Raw genomic sequence first — 15,918 nt, forward strand, 5'->3', positions numbered from 1 at the left:
CCCACCCCGCTCGCGCTTCGCGCGATCGACCCTCCCCCTCCAGGGGAGGGTAAGAGACGCTCAAGTGGAGGTAACGATGACCGCACTCCCCGACATCCCCCTCCCCGCCGGGATCCGCTCGCGCTACGTCGACGGCATCAACGGCTTGCGGATGCATGTGCTGGAGGCCGGCTTCGAGACCAAGGGCCGGCCCTGCATCCTGCTGCTGCACGGCTTTCCCGAGCTCGCCTTCTCCTGGCGCAAGGTGATGCCGGCGCTCGCCGCGGCCGGCTACCACGTGATCGCACCGGACCAGCGCGGCTATGGGCGCACGACGGGATGGAGCGCGGAGCATGGCGACGATCTCGCGCCGTTCTCGCTCTTCAATCTCGTGCGCGATGCGCTCGGCCTGGTGTCGGCGTTCGGTTACAGGCAGGTCGATCTCGCCGGGCACGATTTCGGCAGCCCGGTTGCGGCCTGGTGCGCCTTGATCCGGCCCGACGTGTTTCGCTCGGTGACGCTGATGAGCGCGCCGTTCGGCGGACCGCCGCCGTTGCCGTTCGGCACAGTCGACAATCCGGCAAAGCCCGCGGTGGAAGACCCCGTGCATCGCGAGCTCGCCGCGCTGCCGCGGCCGCGAAAGCACTATCAATGGTACTACGCGACCCGTCCGGCCAACGCCGACATGCAGCTCGCGCCGCAAGGCGTGCATGATTTCCTGCGCGCCTATTATCATCACAAGAGCGCGGACTGGACCGACAACAAGCCCTTTCCGCTGCAAGCATGGTCGGCGCAGGAGCTGGCGAAGCTGCCGACCTATTACGTGATGGACTTGCACGAGACCATGGCGGAGACGGTCGCGAAGGAGATGCCCTCGCCCGCCGCAATCGCCGCGAACCTATGGCTGCCGGACAGCGACCTCACCTATTACAGCGCCGAATACAGCCGCACAGGATTCCAGGGCGGGCTGCAATGGTACCGCTACGGCACGTCGGGCATGCTCAACAACGAGATGCAATTGTTTGCCGGCCGCAGCATCGACGTGCCCTCCTGCTTCATCTCGGGCAAGCAGGATTGGGGCACTTATCAGCGGCCGGGCGTATTCGAGGCGATGCAGGGCCGCGGCTGCACCAAGATGCTCGGCTGCCATCTCGTCGACGGCGCCGGCCATTGGGTGCAACAGGAGCAGCCGGCCGCGGTGAGCCGGCTGCTGCTCGACTTCCTTGCAAAGGCCCACGCGGCCTGATTTGACCCGGAACCGGCAGCGCTCTATAGTTTAGAACTATTCTAAACTATAGTGACAGGGCCGCCGTGAAGACTTTTGCCGATCTGACTGAGCGCGAGGTGCTGGCGGTCGCGATCTCCTCCGAGGAGGAGGACAGCCGCATCTACATGACCTTCGCCGAGGATCTGAAGGAGCGCTATCCGGACTCGGCAAAACTGTTCGAGCAGATGGCCGAGGAGGAGCGCGGCCATCGCCACATGCTCCTGGAAATGTACGAGCAGCGCTTCGGCCAGCACCTGCCGCCGATCCGCCGCGAGGACGTCAAGGGTTTCCTGCGCCGCCGCCCGATCTGGCTGACCAAGAACCTGCCGCTCGACACGATCCGCCGGGAAGTCGAGACCATGGAGCTCGAGGCCGAGCGCTTCTATGCCAAGGCCGCCGAGCAGGCCGAGGACGTCAACGTACGCCGGCTGCTCGGCGATCTCGCCGAGGCCGAGAAGAGCCACGAGCACACCGCGGCGAGGCTGACCGACGAGATCCTGAAGCCCGACGTGCGCGCCGAGGAGGACCGCACGCGCCGGCGCATGTTCGTGCTGCAATATGTGCAGCCGGGCCTCGCCGGCTTGATGGACGGATCGGTCTCGACGCTGGCACCGCTGTTTGCGGCGGCGTTCGCCACGCACCAGAACTGGCAGACATTCCTGGTCGGCCTTGCCGCCTCGATCGGGGCCGGAATCAGCATGGGGTTTGCGGAAGCGCTGTCCGACGACGGCTCGCTGACGGGGCGCGGCTCGCCCTGGCTGCGCGGCATCACCTGCGGCGCGATGACGACGCTCGGCGGGCTCGGCCACACCGCGCCTTATCTGGTACCCGACAGCTGGGCCAATGCGTTCTGGATTGCAACAGCGATCGCCTGCGTCGTCGTGTTCTTCGAATTGTGGGCGATCGCCTTCATCCGCTCGCGCTACATGGACACGCCGTTCCTCCAGGCCGTGTTCCAGATCGTGCTCGGCGGCGCCATCGTGCTGGCGGTGGGGATCGTGATCGGGGCGGCGTAGTTCGCATCACATTCGCTGTCATGCCCCGGCTTGACCGGGGCATCCAGTATTCCGCGGCGGCAGTTCACTCACACAACTGGCGCCGCGGAGTACTGGATCGCCCGGTCAAGCCGGGCGATGACACCGACTTGGTGTTGGCCGTGCCGCTAAGGGCTAGCAGCATATCAATCTCGATCAAACAGCCGTTGCGAGGTTGGGCCAAACTGCGCATCATCCCTCAACAACCAGAGCGGGAGAAGCGCGTGGCCGGATCGGAATGGAGTTTCAAGAGCGCGGTCGAATTGTCGGCCGCATTGAATGCGAAGAAGGTCTCGGCGGTCGAGATCACGCAGGATGCGATCGCGCGTATCGACCGGCACGACGGCAAGGTCAACGCGATCTGCGTGCGTGATTTCGATCGCGCGCTCGTCGCGGCGCGGGAGGCGGATGCGGCGCTGGCGCGCGGCGAGCGCAAGCCGCTGCTCGGCCTGCCCACGACAATCAAGGAATCCTTCAACATCGCCGGCCTGCCGACGACCTGGGGATTCGTGCCGCAGAAGGACTTCAAGCCCGTGGAAGACGCGCTGGCGGTGGCCCGCATCAAGCAGGCCGGCGGCGTGATCCTCGGCAAGACCAACGTGCCGGTCGGGCTCGGCGACTGGCAGAGCTACAACGACATCTACGGCACCACCAACAACCCCTACGATCTCGGCCGCACGCCGGGCGGTTCGTCCGGTGGATCGGCGGCAGCCCTCGCCGCAGGCTATTGCGCGCTCGCCACCGGATCCGACATCGGCGGCTCCCTGCGTGCGCCGGCATTTCATTGCGGCGTCTTCGCCCACAAGCCGACCATCAATCTCTGCGCGGCGCGCGGCGAGACCCCGCCGCCGTTTCCAGCGATTCCGCGCGAGGGCGACCTCGCCGTCATCGGACCGATGGCGCGCACGGCGGCGGACCTGTCCTTGCTGCTCGACGTCATGGCGGGACCCGATCCGCTCGACGGGGGGATCGCCTACAAGCTCGACTTGCCTGCCGCACGGCATCAATCGCTGCGGGATTTTCGTGTCCTGGTGATCGACAGCCATCCGCTGCTGCCGAGCGACCAGGATGTCCGCGGCGCGATCGACAAGCTTGCAACCGATCTTGCGAAGGCCGGCGTCACCGTCGCACGCGAGAGCGCGCGGCTTCCGGACTTCGCGGAGACGTCGCGGCTCTACATGCGCATGCTGCTGGGCTTCCTCGGCGCGTTCTTACCTCCCGACGAACTGGCGGATGCGCAGGCAGGGGCAAGCCAGCTCTCGCCGGAGGACATGAGCCTCGGCGCCGAGCGACTGCGCGGCATCACCGCGAGCCACCGCGCCTGGGTGCTCGATGCGGGTAGCCGCGCTGTCCTCCGCGCGCAATGGCGGGCATTGTTCAAGAGCTTCGACGCGGTGATCTGCCCGATCATGCCGACGCCGGCCTTTCCGCACGATCATTCGCCGGAGCAGCGCCTGCGAACGATCAGCATCGACGGCAAGGATTACCCCTATTCCGACCAACTCGCCTGGCCGGGCATCGCAACGCTTCCGGGCTTGCCTGCGACGGCGGTTCCGCTCGGCCTGTCGAAAGGCGGCCTGCCCGTCGGCGTGCAGATCGTCGGTCCCTTCCTCGAGGACAGGACGCCGCTCAAGCTCGCCGAGCTGATCGAGCGGGAGTTCGGCGGCTTCGTGCCGCCGCCACTATTTGGTGATTAGTCCTTCCCGTCATTGCGAGGAGCTCTTGCGACGAAGCAATCCAGACTGCGTCCGCGGAGACATTTCTGGATTGCTTCGCTTCGCTCGCAATGACGGAGTAAGATAACAATCGAGATTCCAGGTTCGCGCTCCGCGCGCCCTGGAATGAGGGGGAGGAAGCACCATGAGTCAGGATCTCGAGCAGCTCACCGCACTCAATCGCGACTACGTCGCCGCCGTGCAGAACTGCGACGTCAGGCGCTTCGACGAGATCCTGGCGCCGGAGTTCTATTGCTCCAATCCCGACAAGACGCTGGTCGACCGCGCCGCCTTCCTGGAGCAGACGGCGCGGCCGATCGCGATCCGCAATTTGCATGCACACGACGTCAAGATCCGCATCATGGGTGACTTCGCGATCATCCACGCCGCGACGAGCTACACGACGACGGACGGTCAGCAGGCGAGCGGGCGGTACACCGATTGCTGGGCAAAGACGAACGGAACGTGGCTGGCAGTGTCGGCGCACGTGTCGCGGTGAAGAAGGCACACTGACCACACACTCTCCGCTGTCATGCCCCGGTCAAGCCGGGCGATGACACCGTCACGGCCGCTAATTATCGAACACGATCACGCTGCGCAGCGTCTTGCCGGCTTTCATGTTGGCAAAGCCTTCGTTGATCTCACTCAGCTTCAGCTTGGCGGAGATCCAGTCCTCCAGATGCAGCCGGCCGCGCAGGTAGAAATCGACCAGGCGCGGCATGTCCACGCGGAAATGGTTCGAGCCCATCGAGGAGCCCTGGATCTTGCGCTCGCGCAGGAAGTCGAAGCCGTGCAGCTCGATCTTCTGGCCGAACGGGATCATGCCGACGATCGTGGCGGTGCCGCCGGAAGCGAGCATGCCGAACGCCTGCTCGGCAGTCTCCTTGCGGCCGAGCACCTCGAAGGAATGATGCACGCCGCCATTGGTGAGGTCGCGGACCTGCTTCACGACATCGCCGTCGGCCGGGTTGATGATGTCGGTCGCGCCCAGCTTGGTCGCGAGCTGGAGTTTTGCCGGATTGGTGTCGATGGCGATGATACGGCCGGCGCCGGCGATCTGCGCGCCGTTGATCGCGGCCATGCCGACGCCGCCGCAGCCGATCACGGCGACGGTCTCGCCGGCCGTCACCTTCGCGGTGTTCACCACCGCACCATAGCCGGTGATCACGCCGCAGCCGATCAGCGCGGCGAGATCGAGCGGCATGTCCTTGCGGATCTTCACGATGGCGTTCTCGTGCACCAGCATCTGCTCGGCGAAGGAGGAGAGATTGAGAAATTGGTGCAGCTTCTCCGGCTTCGACCATTGCATGCGGTTGGAGACGCCCGGCAGCATCTTCACCGTCGCGTCGGTGCAGAGCACGGTGCGGCCGGTGGTGCAATTGTCGCAGGTGCCACAGAAGACGGAGAGACACGTGACGACGTGGTCGCCCGGCTTGACGTAGGTGACGTCGGAGCCGACCTGCTCGACCACGCCGGCAGATTCGTGCCCCAGTACCGCAGGCAGCGGATGCGGATAGAGCCCTTCCATGAAGTGTAGATCGGAATGGCAGAGGCCAGCGACCGCGGTGCGGATCAGCACCTCGCGCGGGCCAGGCTTCGGCAGGCTGATGTCCTCGATGACGAGCGGCTGGTTGACTTCGTAGAGGACGGCGGCCTTCATCGGTGTTTCCTCGTTGTTTTTGTTTCACTCGTCGTCGACTCTGCACCTCTCCCGAAGGGAGAGGTCGGAAGCGCATCGAAGATGCGATTCCGGGTGAGGGGTTCGGGTCTCACGTGAGCGCGTAATCCCTCACCCGGATCGCTTACGCGATCCGACCTCTCCCTACGGGAGAGGTGAACTGCGCTCGCTGCCACAGTTAGCCTACGCCGCCAGGACCAGTTCGCCAACCTCGCTCATGCTGGCTGCGCGATCGCCGAGCAGAAGTTCGGCGATCTTCGCCTGCGCGGCATTTTCCGTCAGCCGGAACGGATCGCTCGGCGTCACGCGATGGTCGATCACGAGGCGCGACAGCAGCAGCCGGCGCGCATCGCCGCGCATGTCGTGGATTCGGTGTGCTTCCCAGGCGAGGGCGACTGCGCTGGCGACGTGATAGAGCACGCTGGTGGCGCGGCGCGCATCCGCCTCGTTTTCAGACTTGGCCGCGACTTCGCGCGCGAAGCCGACGGCGCGGTCGGTGAGGCCACGCAGATGATCGCGCCAGGCCTGCGGCACCGAGGCGCTGTCGTCGAGCCGGGCGTGCAGATCGGCCGCGAGCGCGGATTCCGCGCCGTGACGACCGACCGCCCGCCGCAGCGCATCGATCGCGACGATGTTGCCGGTGCCTTCCCAGACCGAGCCGAGATGCGCATCGCGCAGCAGGCGGGCGGTGGCGAATTCCTCGATGTAGCCGATGCCGCCGCGCATCTCGAGCGCATCGCCGCAGACTTTTCGCGCATCCCGCGTGGCGCGGAATTTCAGCGTCGGGGTCAGGATGCGCAGCAGCGCCGCCGCATCCTGGCTGCCGGCTTCCGCGCGGTCGAGCGCGTCGGCGGTGAGAAAGCTCATCGACAACGCCTGCTCGACCGGGAGCATGATCTTCAGCATCTGTCGCCGGCCGAGCGGCAGGTCGATGATGCGGCTGCCGAACACCACGCGATTCTTCGCCACCGTCATCGCGTCGTGATAGGCGCGGCGCATCAGCGCGGTGGATTTGACGCCGTTGGAGAGCCGCGACGAGTTCACCATCTCGGCCATCTGCGCGAAACCGCGGTCGAGCTTGCCGACCGCATAGGCGATCGCGCCTTCGAGCTTGATCTCGCCCGAGGCCATCGAGCGCGTGCCGAGCTTGTCCTTGAGGCGCACGATCCGGTAGTGGTTTTGCGAACGGTCGTCGAGGAAGCGCGGCATCAGGAACAGGCCGACGCCGCGCGTGCCGGGACCGGCGCCTTCGGGGCGCGCCAGCAGCATCACGACTTTCGCATCGGCATTCGAGCAGAACCATTTCTCGCCATAGAGACGCCAATGGTCGCCCTCCTGCACCGCACGCGTGGTCAGCGTGCCGACGTCGGAGCCGCCTTCCTTCTCGGTCATGAACTGGCCGCCCTGCGTCAGCTTGCTCATGTCGGTCGAGGTCAGGCCGTCGAGATATTTCGCCTTGAGCGCCTCGCTGCCGAAATTCGCCAGGAGCTTGGCGCAGCCGTCGGTGACGTTGATCGGGCAGCCCATGCCGAATTCGGTCTGATTGAACAGGAAGGTGAAGGCATGCTTGGCGACAACAGGGTATTTGTCCGGCCAGCCCATGATGCCCTTGGCGATCGAGAGCGCGTGGATGCCGAACTGGCCGAACGCGGCGTTCTCCAGCTCGCGATAGGCCGGGTGATATTCGATCCATTGCACGTCGCGGCCGAACTTGTCGCGCTGGTGCAGGATGGGCGTGTGGCGGTCGGCAAGCCGCGCGCATTCGTCGAGATGGCCGCCGGCGAGCTCGCCGAGGCGATCGAGATGCGGCTCGATGTGGCGGAACAGATTCTCCGGCAGATGAATGCGGAGCAGGTCCGTGAGCGTAGGATCGGCGCGGTAGAAATTCATGCCTGATGTATCGGGCGCCAGCAGGCCGGATGGTGCGGCCGCGACATCTTTTGGCTGCGCTGTGACCGGTCCGGGCATGATCGTCCTCTTCGTTTCCGTCCCACGGCAATTCTTTGCGCTTGCCGCTTTGGATGATGTCGATCATGCTCCCGTCGCGGACAGCGATAAAGCCGCAAAATATCAGGGCGGCATGATCGCCGCGCGGGAGCAATTCGCCCTGCGGAATTGTGGCCGCGCCGGCTGGTTGTCCGCACGGACCGTGCCTAGATCAACGGCTCCTGTCTGCGAGAGATCACCAAATGGAACATCCGAAATACAAGATCGCCCTCATCGTCGGTGCCGGCGAAGGCCTCAGCGCATCGCTGGCGCGCCTGCTTGCGGCGCAGGGCATCCGCCTCGCGCTCGCCGCACGCAAGATCGAGAAGCTTGGCGCGCTCTGCACCGAGACCGGAGCGAAGGCCTATGCCTGCAACGCCACCGAGCCCGACGAGGTGGAGCGGCTGTTCGGCCTGGTCGAGCGCGAGATCGGCACGCCCGACCTCGTCGTCTACAATGCCTCCGGCCGCACGCGCGGACCGTTCGTCGACCTCGTTCCCGCCGACGTCGCGCAGGCGATCGCGGTCAGCGCCTATGGCGGCTTCCTGGTGGCGCAGCAGGCGGCCAGGCGCATGCTGCCGAACCAGCACGGCGCGATCCTGTTCACCGGCGCCTCCGCCAGCGTCAAGGGCTATGCGCAGTCCGCTCCCTTCGCGATGGGCAAGTTCGCGCTGCGGGGCCTTGCGCAGAGCATGGCGCGCGAATTGTCGCCGCAGGGCATCCATGTCGCGCATTTCGTCATCGATGGCGGCATCAGGAGCGCGACGCGGAGCGAGCCGGCGGACAAGCCGGATTCGATGCTCGATCCCGACGCGATCGCACAGAGCTATTGGAACGTGCTGCAGCAGCCGCGCAGCGCCTGGAGCTGGGAGCTGGAGCTGCGGCCCTGGGTGGAGAGGTTTTGAAGCAAGCTAGCAACAACACCCGTCATTGCGAGGAGCGAAGCGACGAAGCAATCCAGACTGTCTCCACAGAAGGATTCTGGATTGCTTCGCTTCGCTCGCAATGACGATAGAGCGGGAGGCGACATGACCACGGAAACCACCATCGACACCGGTACCAGCGAGCTCCTCTGCACGATCCGCGACCGCGTCGCTGTCATCACGCTGAACCGGCCGGAGGCGCGCAATTCGCTGTCGGACACGCTGACGCCGGCGCTGCGCACCATGATCCGGACCTGCGCAGAGGATCCGAACGTTGGCGCGCTGCTGCTCACCGGCGCGGGCGAAGCCTTCTGCGCCGGCGGCAACGTCAAGGGCATGGGCGCGCATCGCGATCCCAAGAAGCTCGAGATGTCGGTGGACGATCGCATCGCCGACCTTCAGGAGCGGCAGCGGCTGCTCACCGGCGCGCTGGTGTCGGTGCGCAAGCCGACCATCGCTGCGCTCCCCGGCCCCGCGGTCGGCGCCGGGCTTGCCATCGCCATGGCCTGCGACATCCGCATCGCCGCGCAATCCGCCTTCGTCGCCACCGGCTATGCCCGCATCGCGCTCAGCGGCGATTACGGCATCGCCTGGCTGCTTACTCGGCTGGTCGGCACCGCGCGGGCGCGCGAATTGATGTTCACCGGCGACCGCGTCGATGCCGCGCGCGCCGAAGCGATCGGGCTCGTCAACCGCGTCGTGCCCGACGACAAGTTGCAGACCGAGGCGTTCGCGCTGGCCAGATCGCTCGCCGGAGGCCCGCGCCTCGCGCTGCGCTACATGAAGGACAATCTCGACGAGGCCCTGCTGTTCGACTTCGAAACCGCGCGCGACCACGAAGCCGAACGGCTGGTCCGCCTCACCACGACCGCGGATCACAAGGAGGCGGTGCAGGCCTTCATCGAGAAGCGCAAGGCGGTTTTTACGGGGAAGTAATTAGGACCGTCATTCCGGGGCGATGCGCAGCATCGAGCCCGGAATCCATTGGGCTCCAAAACGCGCGGTGAAATGGATTCCGGGTTCGCGCTACGCGCGCTCCGGAATGACAATGGAGAGAGAGTGCGAAAGCACAAAAAAATGCCCGGCTCTGGCTTGGCCAGGCCGGGCTGCAGTCATGTCAGGCCGAGGCTGAGGGGCTGTCGGCCTGACGGGAAACGGCGGCGAGGCGCCAGCTCGCACAGGGAATGTCCTGCGGCGCGAGGTTGATCTCCTTGTCGAAGCGCACCAGCTTCCAATCATCAGGATGGTTGACGAACGTGAAGCCGGATTTGCGCGCGAGCGAGACCATGGTCTCGTTGGAGCGCAGCGTGTCGCCGAACATGTGCTCGGCTCGAAGCGCGGCGGCGCGGCATTCGAGGTTCTTCATCAGCGCGGTGGCGATGCCGTGGCCCTGCCAGCGGTCGTCGACCGAGAGGCCGAACTCGAGCGTCGCGGTCTCGGCATGGAAGGCGTAGCGCGCCTCGGCCACGATGGTCTCGAAGCCGTCGACCGTCATCGTCGCCACGACGGTGAAGCGATCACGCTCGCCGACCTCGAGGAAATCGTGCAGCAGGCCCTTCGGCAATTCGCTGATCGCGCCGAAGAAGCGGTTGTAGCGGGAGCGGGTCGAGAGCGAGCGGAAATAGTGCTGGAGCTCGTCGGTGTCGCGCGGCTCGACGAAGCGGACATTGAGGCGCTCACCGTGCCTTGTGCGCAGCACGTCCGAATATTGCTTGAGGTCTTCGAGGCGAAGGGTGCTCATGACGCATGCCCTGCGGAAAGGGACCGCCGGCGCCCCTGTGCTCAGGCGGCGCCGGCCTGGCGGCCTATCAGGCCCGCCAGAAGGGTTTATCGGCCTCGTAGGCGATGTCGGACCAGGACAGCCCGACGTCGTGGAGGTCGCGGGCAGTCCAGTTGGTCAGCTCGCGCCGGGTCCGGTAGCGTTCGTGCCAGACGTGAAGGATCTCGCCGATCTGGTAGAAGACGCCGTGCGCATGATGATTTGTCATCGAGTTGTCGGTCAATGTAGACATTTTCAGCTCCTGGAGCTACGTTGACCGCTAATATCTGCCTCCTGTTGCGCCGCGACAAACGACAATTTGTACCTTTTCGCATGAAATAACGTCATGTATCCTGCTGCCAAATGACTGCCAGATTGCCCTCCCTGAACGGATTGCGGGCGTTCGAGGCCGCCGCACGCCATCTCAGCTTCACGCTCGCCGCCAGCGAGCTGAACGTGACCCAGACCGCGATCAGCCATCAGATCCGCAGGTTGGAGGAGGAGCTCGGCATCCGGCTGTTCATCCGGCAGAACCGGGCGTTGGCGTTGACGCCGGAGGCGCGCGATTATCTCCCGGGCGTCCGCGCCGCCTTCAACGATTTGCGCCTCGCCACCGACCGTCTCTTGCGCAAGGACGACGACAAGGTGCTGACGGTGTCGACGCTGGCCTCGCTCGCGGCCAAATGGCTGCTGCCGCGGCTGACCGACTTCCAGGAGCAGCATCCCGGCATCGACGTGCGCATCACCACCTCGACCGGCCTCGTCGACTTCCAGCGCGACAATGTCGATGCCGCGATCCGCTATGGCCGCGGCCAGTGGCCGGGCCTGCGTGCCGACTGGCTGATGGCCGACGAATTGTTTCCGGTGTGCAGCCCCTCGCTGCTGCGCGGCGACAAGCCGCTGCGCCGGCCCGAGGATTTGCGCAACCATCCGCTTCTGCACACGTCGAGCACCAACAGCGACGACTGGCGGCTATGGCTGACCGCGGCGGGCCAGCCGGCCGACATCGCACGGCACCCCGGCATCACCTTCGACATGATCTTCATGACCATCCAGGCCGCGATCGACGGCATCGGCGTCGCGATGGGCCGGACCTCCTACGTGCAGGACGATATCGCCAAGGGCCGGCTTGTTGTCCCCTTCAAGATCGCACTGCCCGCGGACGCCGGCTTCTACCTGGTCGCGCCGGAAGGCCATCGGGAGGCGCCAAAGCTGGCCGCGTTCCGACAATGGGTGATTGCTGCAACGCAAAATAAGGCCTGAAAAATCAGCAGCTTCCTCTGCAAAACGGATTGACTCGCCGCTTCTCGCGCGGGAAGGGGTATGACAGATTGTCGCAGCATCAATCTGTCGCCTTGCCGTGAATGATTCCCGGTCCGGCCACGTCTTGAAGGGGAGCAATGCAATGGCTGGACCAGCCACCTCAACCAATTCGCCCGCCATCAAGTCGCGCATCGGCGCGATCCTGCGCGCCACGAGCGGCAATTTCCTCGAGCAGTTCGACTTCTTCCTGTTCGGCTTCTATGCCGCCGCGATCGGCAAGGCGTTCTTCCCGTCCACCAACGAGACGGCGTCGCTGCTCAACACGTTCGGCGTGTTCTGGCTCGGCGCCTTGATGCGTCCGGTCGGCGCCATCGTGCTCGGGGCCTATATTGACCGCATCGGCCGCCGCCAGGGCCTGATCGTCACGCTCGGCATCATGGCCTTCGGCACCGTGGTGATCGCATTCTGCCCGAGCTATGCGACCATCGGCATCGCCGCGCCGATCATCGTGCTGATCGGCCGCCTGCTGCAAGGCTTCTCCGCCGGCGTCGAGCTCGGCGGCGTGTCGGTGTATCTCGCCGAAATCGCAACGCCAGGCAATCGCGGCTTCTACACCTCGTTCCAATCGGCGAGCCAGCAGGTCGCGATCTTCGTGGCGTCGATCCTCGGCTTCATTCTTTCCGAGGTGATGCCGGCCGACACCGTCGCCGCCTGGGGCTGGCGCATTCCCTTCTTCGTGGGCTGCCTGATCATTCCCCTGATCTTCGTGCTGCGGCGGACGCTGGAGGAGACGCCGGCCTTCCTCGCCATGAGGAAGCATCCGACGACGCGCGAGGTGTTCGCCTCCGCGCTCGCCAACTGGCGCATCGTCGTCCTCGGCATGATGATCGCGATCCTGACCACGACGACGTTCTACTTCGTCACGGTGTACACGCCGACCTTCGGCAAGACCGTTCTGAAGCTATCAACGCAGGACGCGTTGCTGGTCACGTTGCTCGTCGCCGTCACCAATTTCATCTGGAATCCGGTCGGCGGCGCGCTGTCCGACCGCATCGGCCGCAAGCCGGTGCTGCTCGCCATCGCGGGCCTGTCGCTCGTCACCGCCTATCCGGCGCTGCACTGGCTGGTGGCGGCGCCGACCTTCGGCAAGCTGCTCGCGGTCGAGATGATGTTCTCGTTCTATTTCGGCGTCTACAGCGGCACCATGCTGGGCGCGCTGGTCGAGATCGTGCCGGCGCATGTGCGCACCACCTGCTTCTCGCTCGCCTTCGCGCTCGCCGCTGCCCTGTTCGGCACCTTCACCCCGTTCGCCTCGACCTGGCTGATCGAGCGCACCGGCGACAAGGCCTCGCCCGGCTTCTGGCTGATGTTCGCAGCACTGCTCGGCATCATCGCGGCCTCGACGGTGTACCGCGGCGGCGGCAAGGCGGTGCCGACCTATGATGCGGTGCCGGAGCCGGTTGCGGGGCGTTGATCGTCGTTCCGGGCGCTCCCTTCACCCTCCCCTGGAGGGGGAGGGTCGGTGCGCATGAAGCGAAGCGGAATGCGGACCGGGGTGGGGTGACGGTCCCTCCGCATCGAACGCCGCCCGTGAGGAGAGATCACCCCACCCCGCTCGCGCTTCGCGCGATCGACCCTCCCCCTCCAGGGGAGGGTAAGAGCGGGGCCTACAACTCCACCACCACGTAATCGCTCTCGACTTTCACTGGGATGGTCTCGGCGACATACGGTCCCTTCACCACGCTGGCGCCTGGCTCGACATGGGCCGGATAGGCCTTGACGCGAAAGCGGCGGGGATCGCAATAGGACTGGCCGGTGCGAATGTCGAACTCCCAGCCGTGCCAGGGGCAGCGGATGATCTCACCCAATTTGGTGTATTCGATCTCGCCGGGATTGCTCGACTGTGCGAGCCCGATCAGTGGCCCCTCGCACAGCGCCGCGCCCTGATGCGGGCAACGGTTCATCAGGCCAAAATATTCGCCCTTGATGTTGAAGACTGCGATCGGTCGCCCGTCGATCTCCAGGAATTTTCGCGTGCCGGGCGGAAGCTCGTCGACCGCGGCAATCACATGCCGCGCCATCAATTTATGCCATATAGCTTCTTTGCATTGCCGAGATAGAACGCCTCGCGGTTGGCTTCGCTGACGCCCGCCGGCAGCACACGCGAGGGCTCGTCATAGTCCCAATGCGGATAGTCGGTCGCGAACAGCAGGCGGTCCCAGCCGATCCACTTGATGACGTCGAACAGATCCTCGCGGCTTTCAGGATCCTCCATCGGCTGCGTCGTCCACCACACCTGCTCGCGGATATATTCCGACGGCGGCCGCTTCACATGCGGCACCTCGCTGCGCAGCCGCTGCCAGGCCTTGTCGAGCCGCCATGCCAATGACGGCGCCCAGCCGAAGCCGGCCTCGATCATCACCATCTTCAGTTTCGGGAAGCGCTCGAACACGCCCTCCAAAACCAGGCTCGCCAGCGCCGATTGCTGGCACTGCGAATGCCCGACCATCTCCTCGATGTAATAGGACGGCCAGCCCGACGGCGTGATCGGGTTGCCACCGAAGCCGAAGGCGTGCACGCCGACGGGAAGGCCGGCCTCTTCCGCAGCCTGATAGATCGGCCAATAGCGGCGCTGGCCGAGCGGCTCGACATTGCGGCTGAGCAGCAGCACCTGCACGAAGTTCTTGTCGCCGGCGCGCTCGCGGATTTCGGCCGCGGCCGAAAGCCCGTCCTCATTGCCGACGACAATGGAGGCTTTCAGCCGCTTGTCCTTGCTGGTCCATTTGTCGATCTGCCAGTCGTTGATCGCCGAGCACAGAGCGGCCGAGAGCTCGTGATTGCGGATACCCTGCCCGGTGTTGAGCGGATTGAGCACGCCCAGCTGGACGTTGTTGGGATCGAGCAATTGCTTCTGCATGAAGGCGAGCGAGGAGCCCTGCGGGCCGCCTTCCGGCGGATAGGCATCGCGGCGCGAGGCGTTGGGCTGGGCCTTCGGATAGGGCGGACCTTCCATCATGCCCTGATAGGCATGGACGCCGTAGACTTCGAGGTGATGCTGCCAGCGTTTGGCGAGATAGGGATAGAGCTCGGTACGGGTGGCGCGTGCCGGATGAATGTCGCAGTCCGCGATCGCGGTTTTGACGGTCAGTGGGGAAGCGGCTTCTTGGTTCTCGCGGAACTGGATATTCATCGCCTTGCCTCCTTTGGCAGCGGGCTCATTTCAGGCGGGGATAGGTTGCATGCGGATTGTCGATCATGATCTTGCGCACGAGATCGGGGGACAGACCTTCGGGCAGCGCGTCCTGGTCGTCGAACTGCCAGTGCGGATAGTCCGTGGAGAATAAGACCAATTCGTCCGACTGCATATGATCAAACAGGCGAATTAATGTCTCGGGTTCCGGCGGCGCATCAAATGGCTGTAACGAGAAGCGGATGTTGCTGCGCACAATCTCCAGCGGTGCGCGATCGACCCACGGCGTCTCCATCCGCACCCCGCGCCAGAACTTGTGCAGGCGCCAGAGATAGGGCGCGATCCAGGACACGCCGGACTCCAGCATCACCATTTTCAGCCGCGGATATTTGACGAACACGCCCTCGACGATCAGGCTGGTGAGCTGGGTCTGGAACGCCTGGGCCTGCCCGACATAATCCTCGATGTGATAGGACCCCCAGCCCACGGCGGTCGGTGGATTGTGATAGGCGGAACCGGCGTGGATGCCGACCGGGAGTTCCAGACGTTCCGCGGCCTCATAGATCGGCCACAGCGCGCGCTTGCCGAGCGGCGTATCGCCCATCACCAGCATCAGCACCTGCACGAAGCGCTTGTCCTGTGCGCAGCGCTCGATCTCGGCGACGGCTTTCTCGACGCTTTGCGTGGGGATCACGATGGAGCCACGCAGCCGCGCGTCGCGATCGAGCCATTCCTTCGCCAACCAATCGTTCAGCGCGCGGCAGAAGGCCGCCTGCATGTCCTCGGAGAACACCATCTGCACGCCATACAGCGGATTGCAGATGGCATGCTTGAGCTGGAAGGGATCGAGTACGTGGCGTTGCATGGCCTGCAGACTCTCGCCGGGCTTGCCGGTCTCGGGGCGCCAGTCCGGCCGCGCGGTGATCGGCGAGTTCTGCGGATAGGATTGCGAGATAAGGTCGACCATGCCGCGCGTCGTCACCTGATCGCGCCAGTAATCGTTCAGGTACGGCAGCAGGCTGGTCAGATGCGGCACGGCCGGATGCACGTCGCAATCGATGCCGCCGGCGATCAGGGATGCCATCACGTCTCCCTTCTCACGTTTCCTCGCATGTCTCTTCTTG

The 15,918-nt window shown here is 65.1% G+C and carries 15 protein-coding genes; 8 read left to right on the forward strand and 7 right to left on the reverse strand.

Translation table 11 applies throughout. The features are described 5' to 3' along the window. Positions 1 to 76: 76 nt before the first annotated feature. From ACNJYA_RS35530 to ACNJYA_RS35545, 4 genes are all read left to right on the forward strand, one after another. Positions 77 to 1,225 (forward strand): alpha/beta fold hydrolase, encoded by a 1,149-nt coding sequence (locus ACNJYA_RS35530; RefSeq protein ID WP_439364735.1) that lies wholly within the window; start codon positions 77 to 79, stop codon positions 1,223 to 1,225. Positions 1,226 to 1,290: 65 nt separating this feature from the next. Continuing rightward, complete coding sequence (gene mbfA, locus ACNJYA_RS35535) at positions 1,291 to 2,262, forward strand: iron exporter MbfA (protein WP_439364736.1); 972 nt, start codon at positions 1,291 to 1,293, stop codon at positions 2,260 to 2,262. A 242-nt stretch (positions 2,263 to 2,504) separates the two neighbouring features. Further along, positions 2,505 to 3,977, forward strand: a complete 1,473-nt coding sequence (locus ACNJYA_RS35540; protein WP_439401625.1) for an amidase — start codon at positions 2,505 to 2,507, stop codon at positions 3,975 to 3,977. Between the two features lie 163 nt (positions 3,978 to 4,140). Beyond that, positions 4,141 to 4,494, forward strand: coding sequence for a nuclear transport factor 2 family protein (locus tag ACNJYA_RS35545; protein ID WP_439401626.1), 354 nt, complete (start codon positions 4,141 to 4,143; stop codon positions 4,492 to 4,494). A gap of 72 nt (positions 4,495 to 4,566) precedes the next feature. On the opposite strand, the gene ACNJYA_RS35550 is transcribed toward ACNJYA_RS35545, so the two are convergent. Further along, entirely contained in the window at positions 4,567 to 5,655 is a 1,089-nt protein-coding gene (locus tag ACNJYA_RS35550) for a Zn-dependent alcohol dehydrogenase (protein ID WP_439401627.1), read from the reverse strand. 201 nt (positions 5,656 to 5,856) lie between these two features. Beyond that, a complete protein-coding gene (locus ACNJYA_RS35555; RefSeq protein WP_439401628.1) occupies positions 5,857 to 7,641 on the reverse strand; it encodes an acyl-CoA dehydrogenase family protein in 1,785 nt (594 codons plus the stop codon). A 221-nt stretch (positions 7,642 to 7,862) separates the two neighbouring features. Here ACNJYA_RS35555 and ACNJYA_RS35560 point away from each other — a divergent pair, with 221 nt between their 5' ends. Beyond that, positions 7,863 to 8,564 (forward strand): SDR family NAD(P)-dependent oxidoreductase, encoded by a 702-nt coding sequence (locus ACNJYA_RS35560; RefSeq protein WP_439401629.1) that lies wholly within the window; start codon positions 7,863 to 7,865, stop codon positions 8,562 to 8,564. Positions 8,565 to 8,687: 123 nt separating this feature from the next. Continuing rightward, positions 8,688 to 9,518, forward strand: coding sequence for an enoyl-CoA hydratase (locus ACNJYA_RS35565; protein WP_439401630.1), 831 nt, complete (start codon positions 8,688 to 8,690; stop codon positions 9,516 to 9,518). Between the two features lie 181 nt (positions 9,519 to 9,699). On the opposite strand, the gene ACNJYA_RS35570 is transcribed toward ACNJYA_RS35565, so the two are convergent. Together ACNJYA_RS35570 and ACNJYA_RS35575 are read right to left on the reverse strand one after the other, a co-directional pair. Further along, positions 9,700 to 10,323 (reverse strand): GNAT family N-acetyltransferase, encoded by a 624-nt coding sequence (locus tag ACNJYA_RS35570; RefSeq protein ID WP_439401631.1) that lies wholly within the window; start codon positions 10,321 to 10,323, stop codon positions 9,700 to 9,702. A gap of 67 nt (positions 10,324 to 10,390) precedes the next feature. Continuing rightward, positions 10,391 to 10,594 carry a DUF1127 domain-containing protein gene (locus tag ACNJYA_RS35575; protein WP_172787032.1) on the reverse strand — a complete coding sequence of 68 codons (204 nt, stop codon included), beginning with the start codon at positions 10,592 to 10,594 and terminating at the stop codon, positions 10,391 to 10,393. A 110-nt stretch (positions 10,595 to 10,704) separates the two neighbouring features. On the opposite strand from ACNJYA_RS35575, the gene ACNJYA_RS35580 reads away from it, so the two are divergent. Both ACNJYA_RS35580 and ACNJYA_RS35585 read left to right on the forward strand, forming a co-directional pair. Beyond that, positions 10,705 to 11,604: a transcriptional regulator GcvA gene (locus ACNJYA_RS35580; protein WP_439401632.1), complete on the forward strand. Its 900-nt coding sequence runs from the start codon at positions 10,705 to 10,707 to the stop codon at positions 11,602 to 11,604. Between the two features lie 142 nt (positions 11,605 to 11,746). Continuing rightward, positions 11,747 to 13,078, forward strand: coding sequence for an MFS transporter (locus ACNJYA_RS35585; RefSeq protein ID WP_172787030.1), 1,332 nt, complete (start codon positions 11,747 to 11,749; stop codon positions 13,076 to 13,078). 193 nt (positions 13,079 to 13,271) lie between these two features. On the opposite strand, the gene ACNJYA_RS35590 is transcribed toward ACNJYA_RS35585, so the two are convergent. From ACNJYA_RS35590 to ACNJYA_RS35600, 3 genes are read right to left on the reverse strand one after another with little or no spacing between them, the layout of a single operon-like run. Next, positions 13,272 to 13,685: a Rieske (2Fe-2S) protein gene (locus ACNJYA_RS35590; protein ID WP_036040510.1), complete on the reverse strand. Its 414-nt coding sequence runs from the start codon at positions 13,683 to 13,685 to the stop codon at positions 13,272 to 13,274. Then, positions 13,685 to 14,794 carry an amidohydrolase family protein gene (locus ACNJYA_RS35595; protein ID WP_260381092.1) on the reverse strand — a complete coding sequence of 370 codons (1,110 nt, stop codon included), beginning with the start codon at positions 14,792 to 14,794 and terminating at the stop codon, positions 13,685 to 13,687. The genes ACNJYA_RS35590 and ACNJYA_RS35595 overlap by 1 nt, the downstream gene beginning before the upstream one ends. A 25-nt stretch (positions 14,795 to 14,819) precedes the next feature. Continuing rightward, complete coding sequence (locus ACNJYA_RS35600) at positions 14,820 to 15,878, reverse strand: amidohydrolase family protein (RefSeq protein ID WP_439401633.1); 1,059 nt, start codon at positions 15,876 to 15,878, stop codon at positions 14,820 to 14,822. Positions 15,879 to 15,918 lie beyond the last annotated feature (40 nt).

Origin of the sequence: Bradyrhizobium sp. BLXBL-01 (genome assembly GCF_051853025.1) — a bacterium.
GTDB lineage: Bacteria > Pseudomonadota > Alphaproteobacteria > Rhizobiales > Xanthobacteraceae > Bradyrhizobium.

Bases quoted from the DNA above. Each gene is read 5' to 3' on its own strand.
- ACNJYA_RS35585 (WP_172787030.1), top strand. From the start codon at position 11,747: ATGGCTGGACCAGCCACCTCAACCAATTCGCCCGCCATCAAGTCGCGC.
- ACNJYA_RS35575 (WP_172787032.1), bottom strand. From the start codon at position 10,594: ATGTCTACATTGACCGACAACTCGATGACAAATCATCATGCGCACGGC.
- ACNJYA_RS35570 (WP_439401631.1), bottom strand. From the start codon at position 10,323: ATGAGCACCCTTCGCCTCGAAGACCTCAAGCAATATTCGGACGTGCTG.
- ACNJYA_RS35565 (WP_439401630.1), top strand. From the start codon at position 8,688: ATGACCACGGAAACCACCATCGACACCGGTACCAGCGAGCTCCTCTGC.
- ACNJYA_RS35590 (WP_036040510.1), bottom strand. From the start codon at position 13,685: ATGGCGCGGCATGTGATTGCCGCGGTCGACGAGCTTCCGCCCGGCACG.
- ACNJYA_RS35530 (WP_439364735.1), top strand. From the start codon at position 77: ATGACCGCACTCCCCGACATCCCCCTCCCCGCCGGGATCCGCTCGCGC.
- ACNJYA_RS35550 (WP_439401627.1), bottom strand. From the start codon at position 5,655: ATGAAGGCCGCCGTCCTCTACGAAGTCAACCAGCCGCTCGTCATCGAG.
- ACNJYA_RS35595 (WP_260381092.1), bottom strand. From the start codon at position 14,794: ATGAATATCCAGTTCCGCGAGAACCAAGAAGCCGCTTCCCCACTGACC.
- ACNJYA_RS35555 (WP_439401628.1), bottom strand. From the start codon at position 7,641: ATGCCCGGACCGGTCACAGCGCAGCCAAAAGATGTCGCGGCCGCACCA.
- ACNJYA_RS35580 (WP_439401632.1), top strand. From the start codon at position 10,705: ATGACTGCCAGATTGCCCTCCCTGAACGGATTGCGGGCGTTCGAGGCC.
- ACNJYA_RS35560 (WP_439401629.1), top strand. From the start codon at position 7,863: ATGGAACATCCGAAATACAAGATCGCCCTCATCGTCGGTGCCGGCGAA.
- ACNJYA_RS35600 (WP_439401633.1), bottom strand. From the start codon at position 15,878: ATGGCATCCCTGATCGCCGGCGGCATCGATTGCGACGTGCATCCGGCC.
- ACNJYA_RS35545 (WP_439401626.1), top strand. From the start codon at position 4,141: ATGAGTCAGGATCTCGAGCAGCTCACCGCACTCAATCGCGACTACGTC.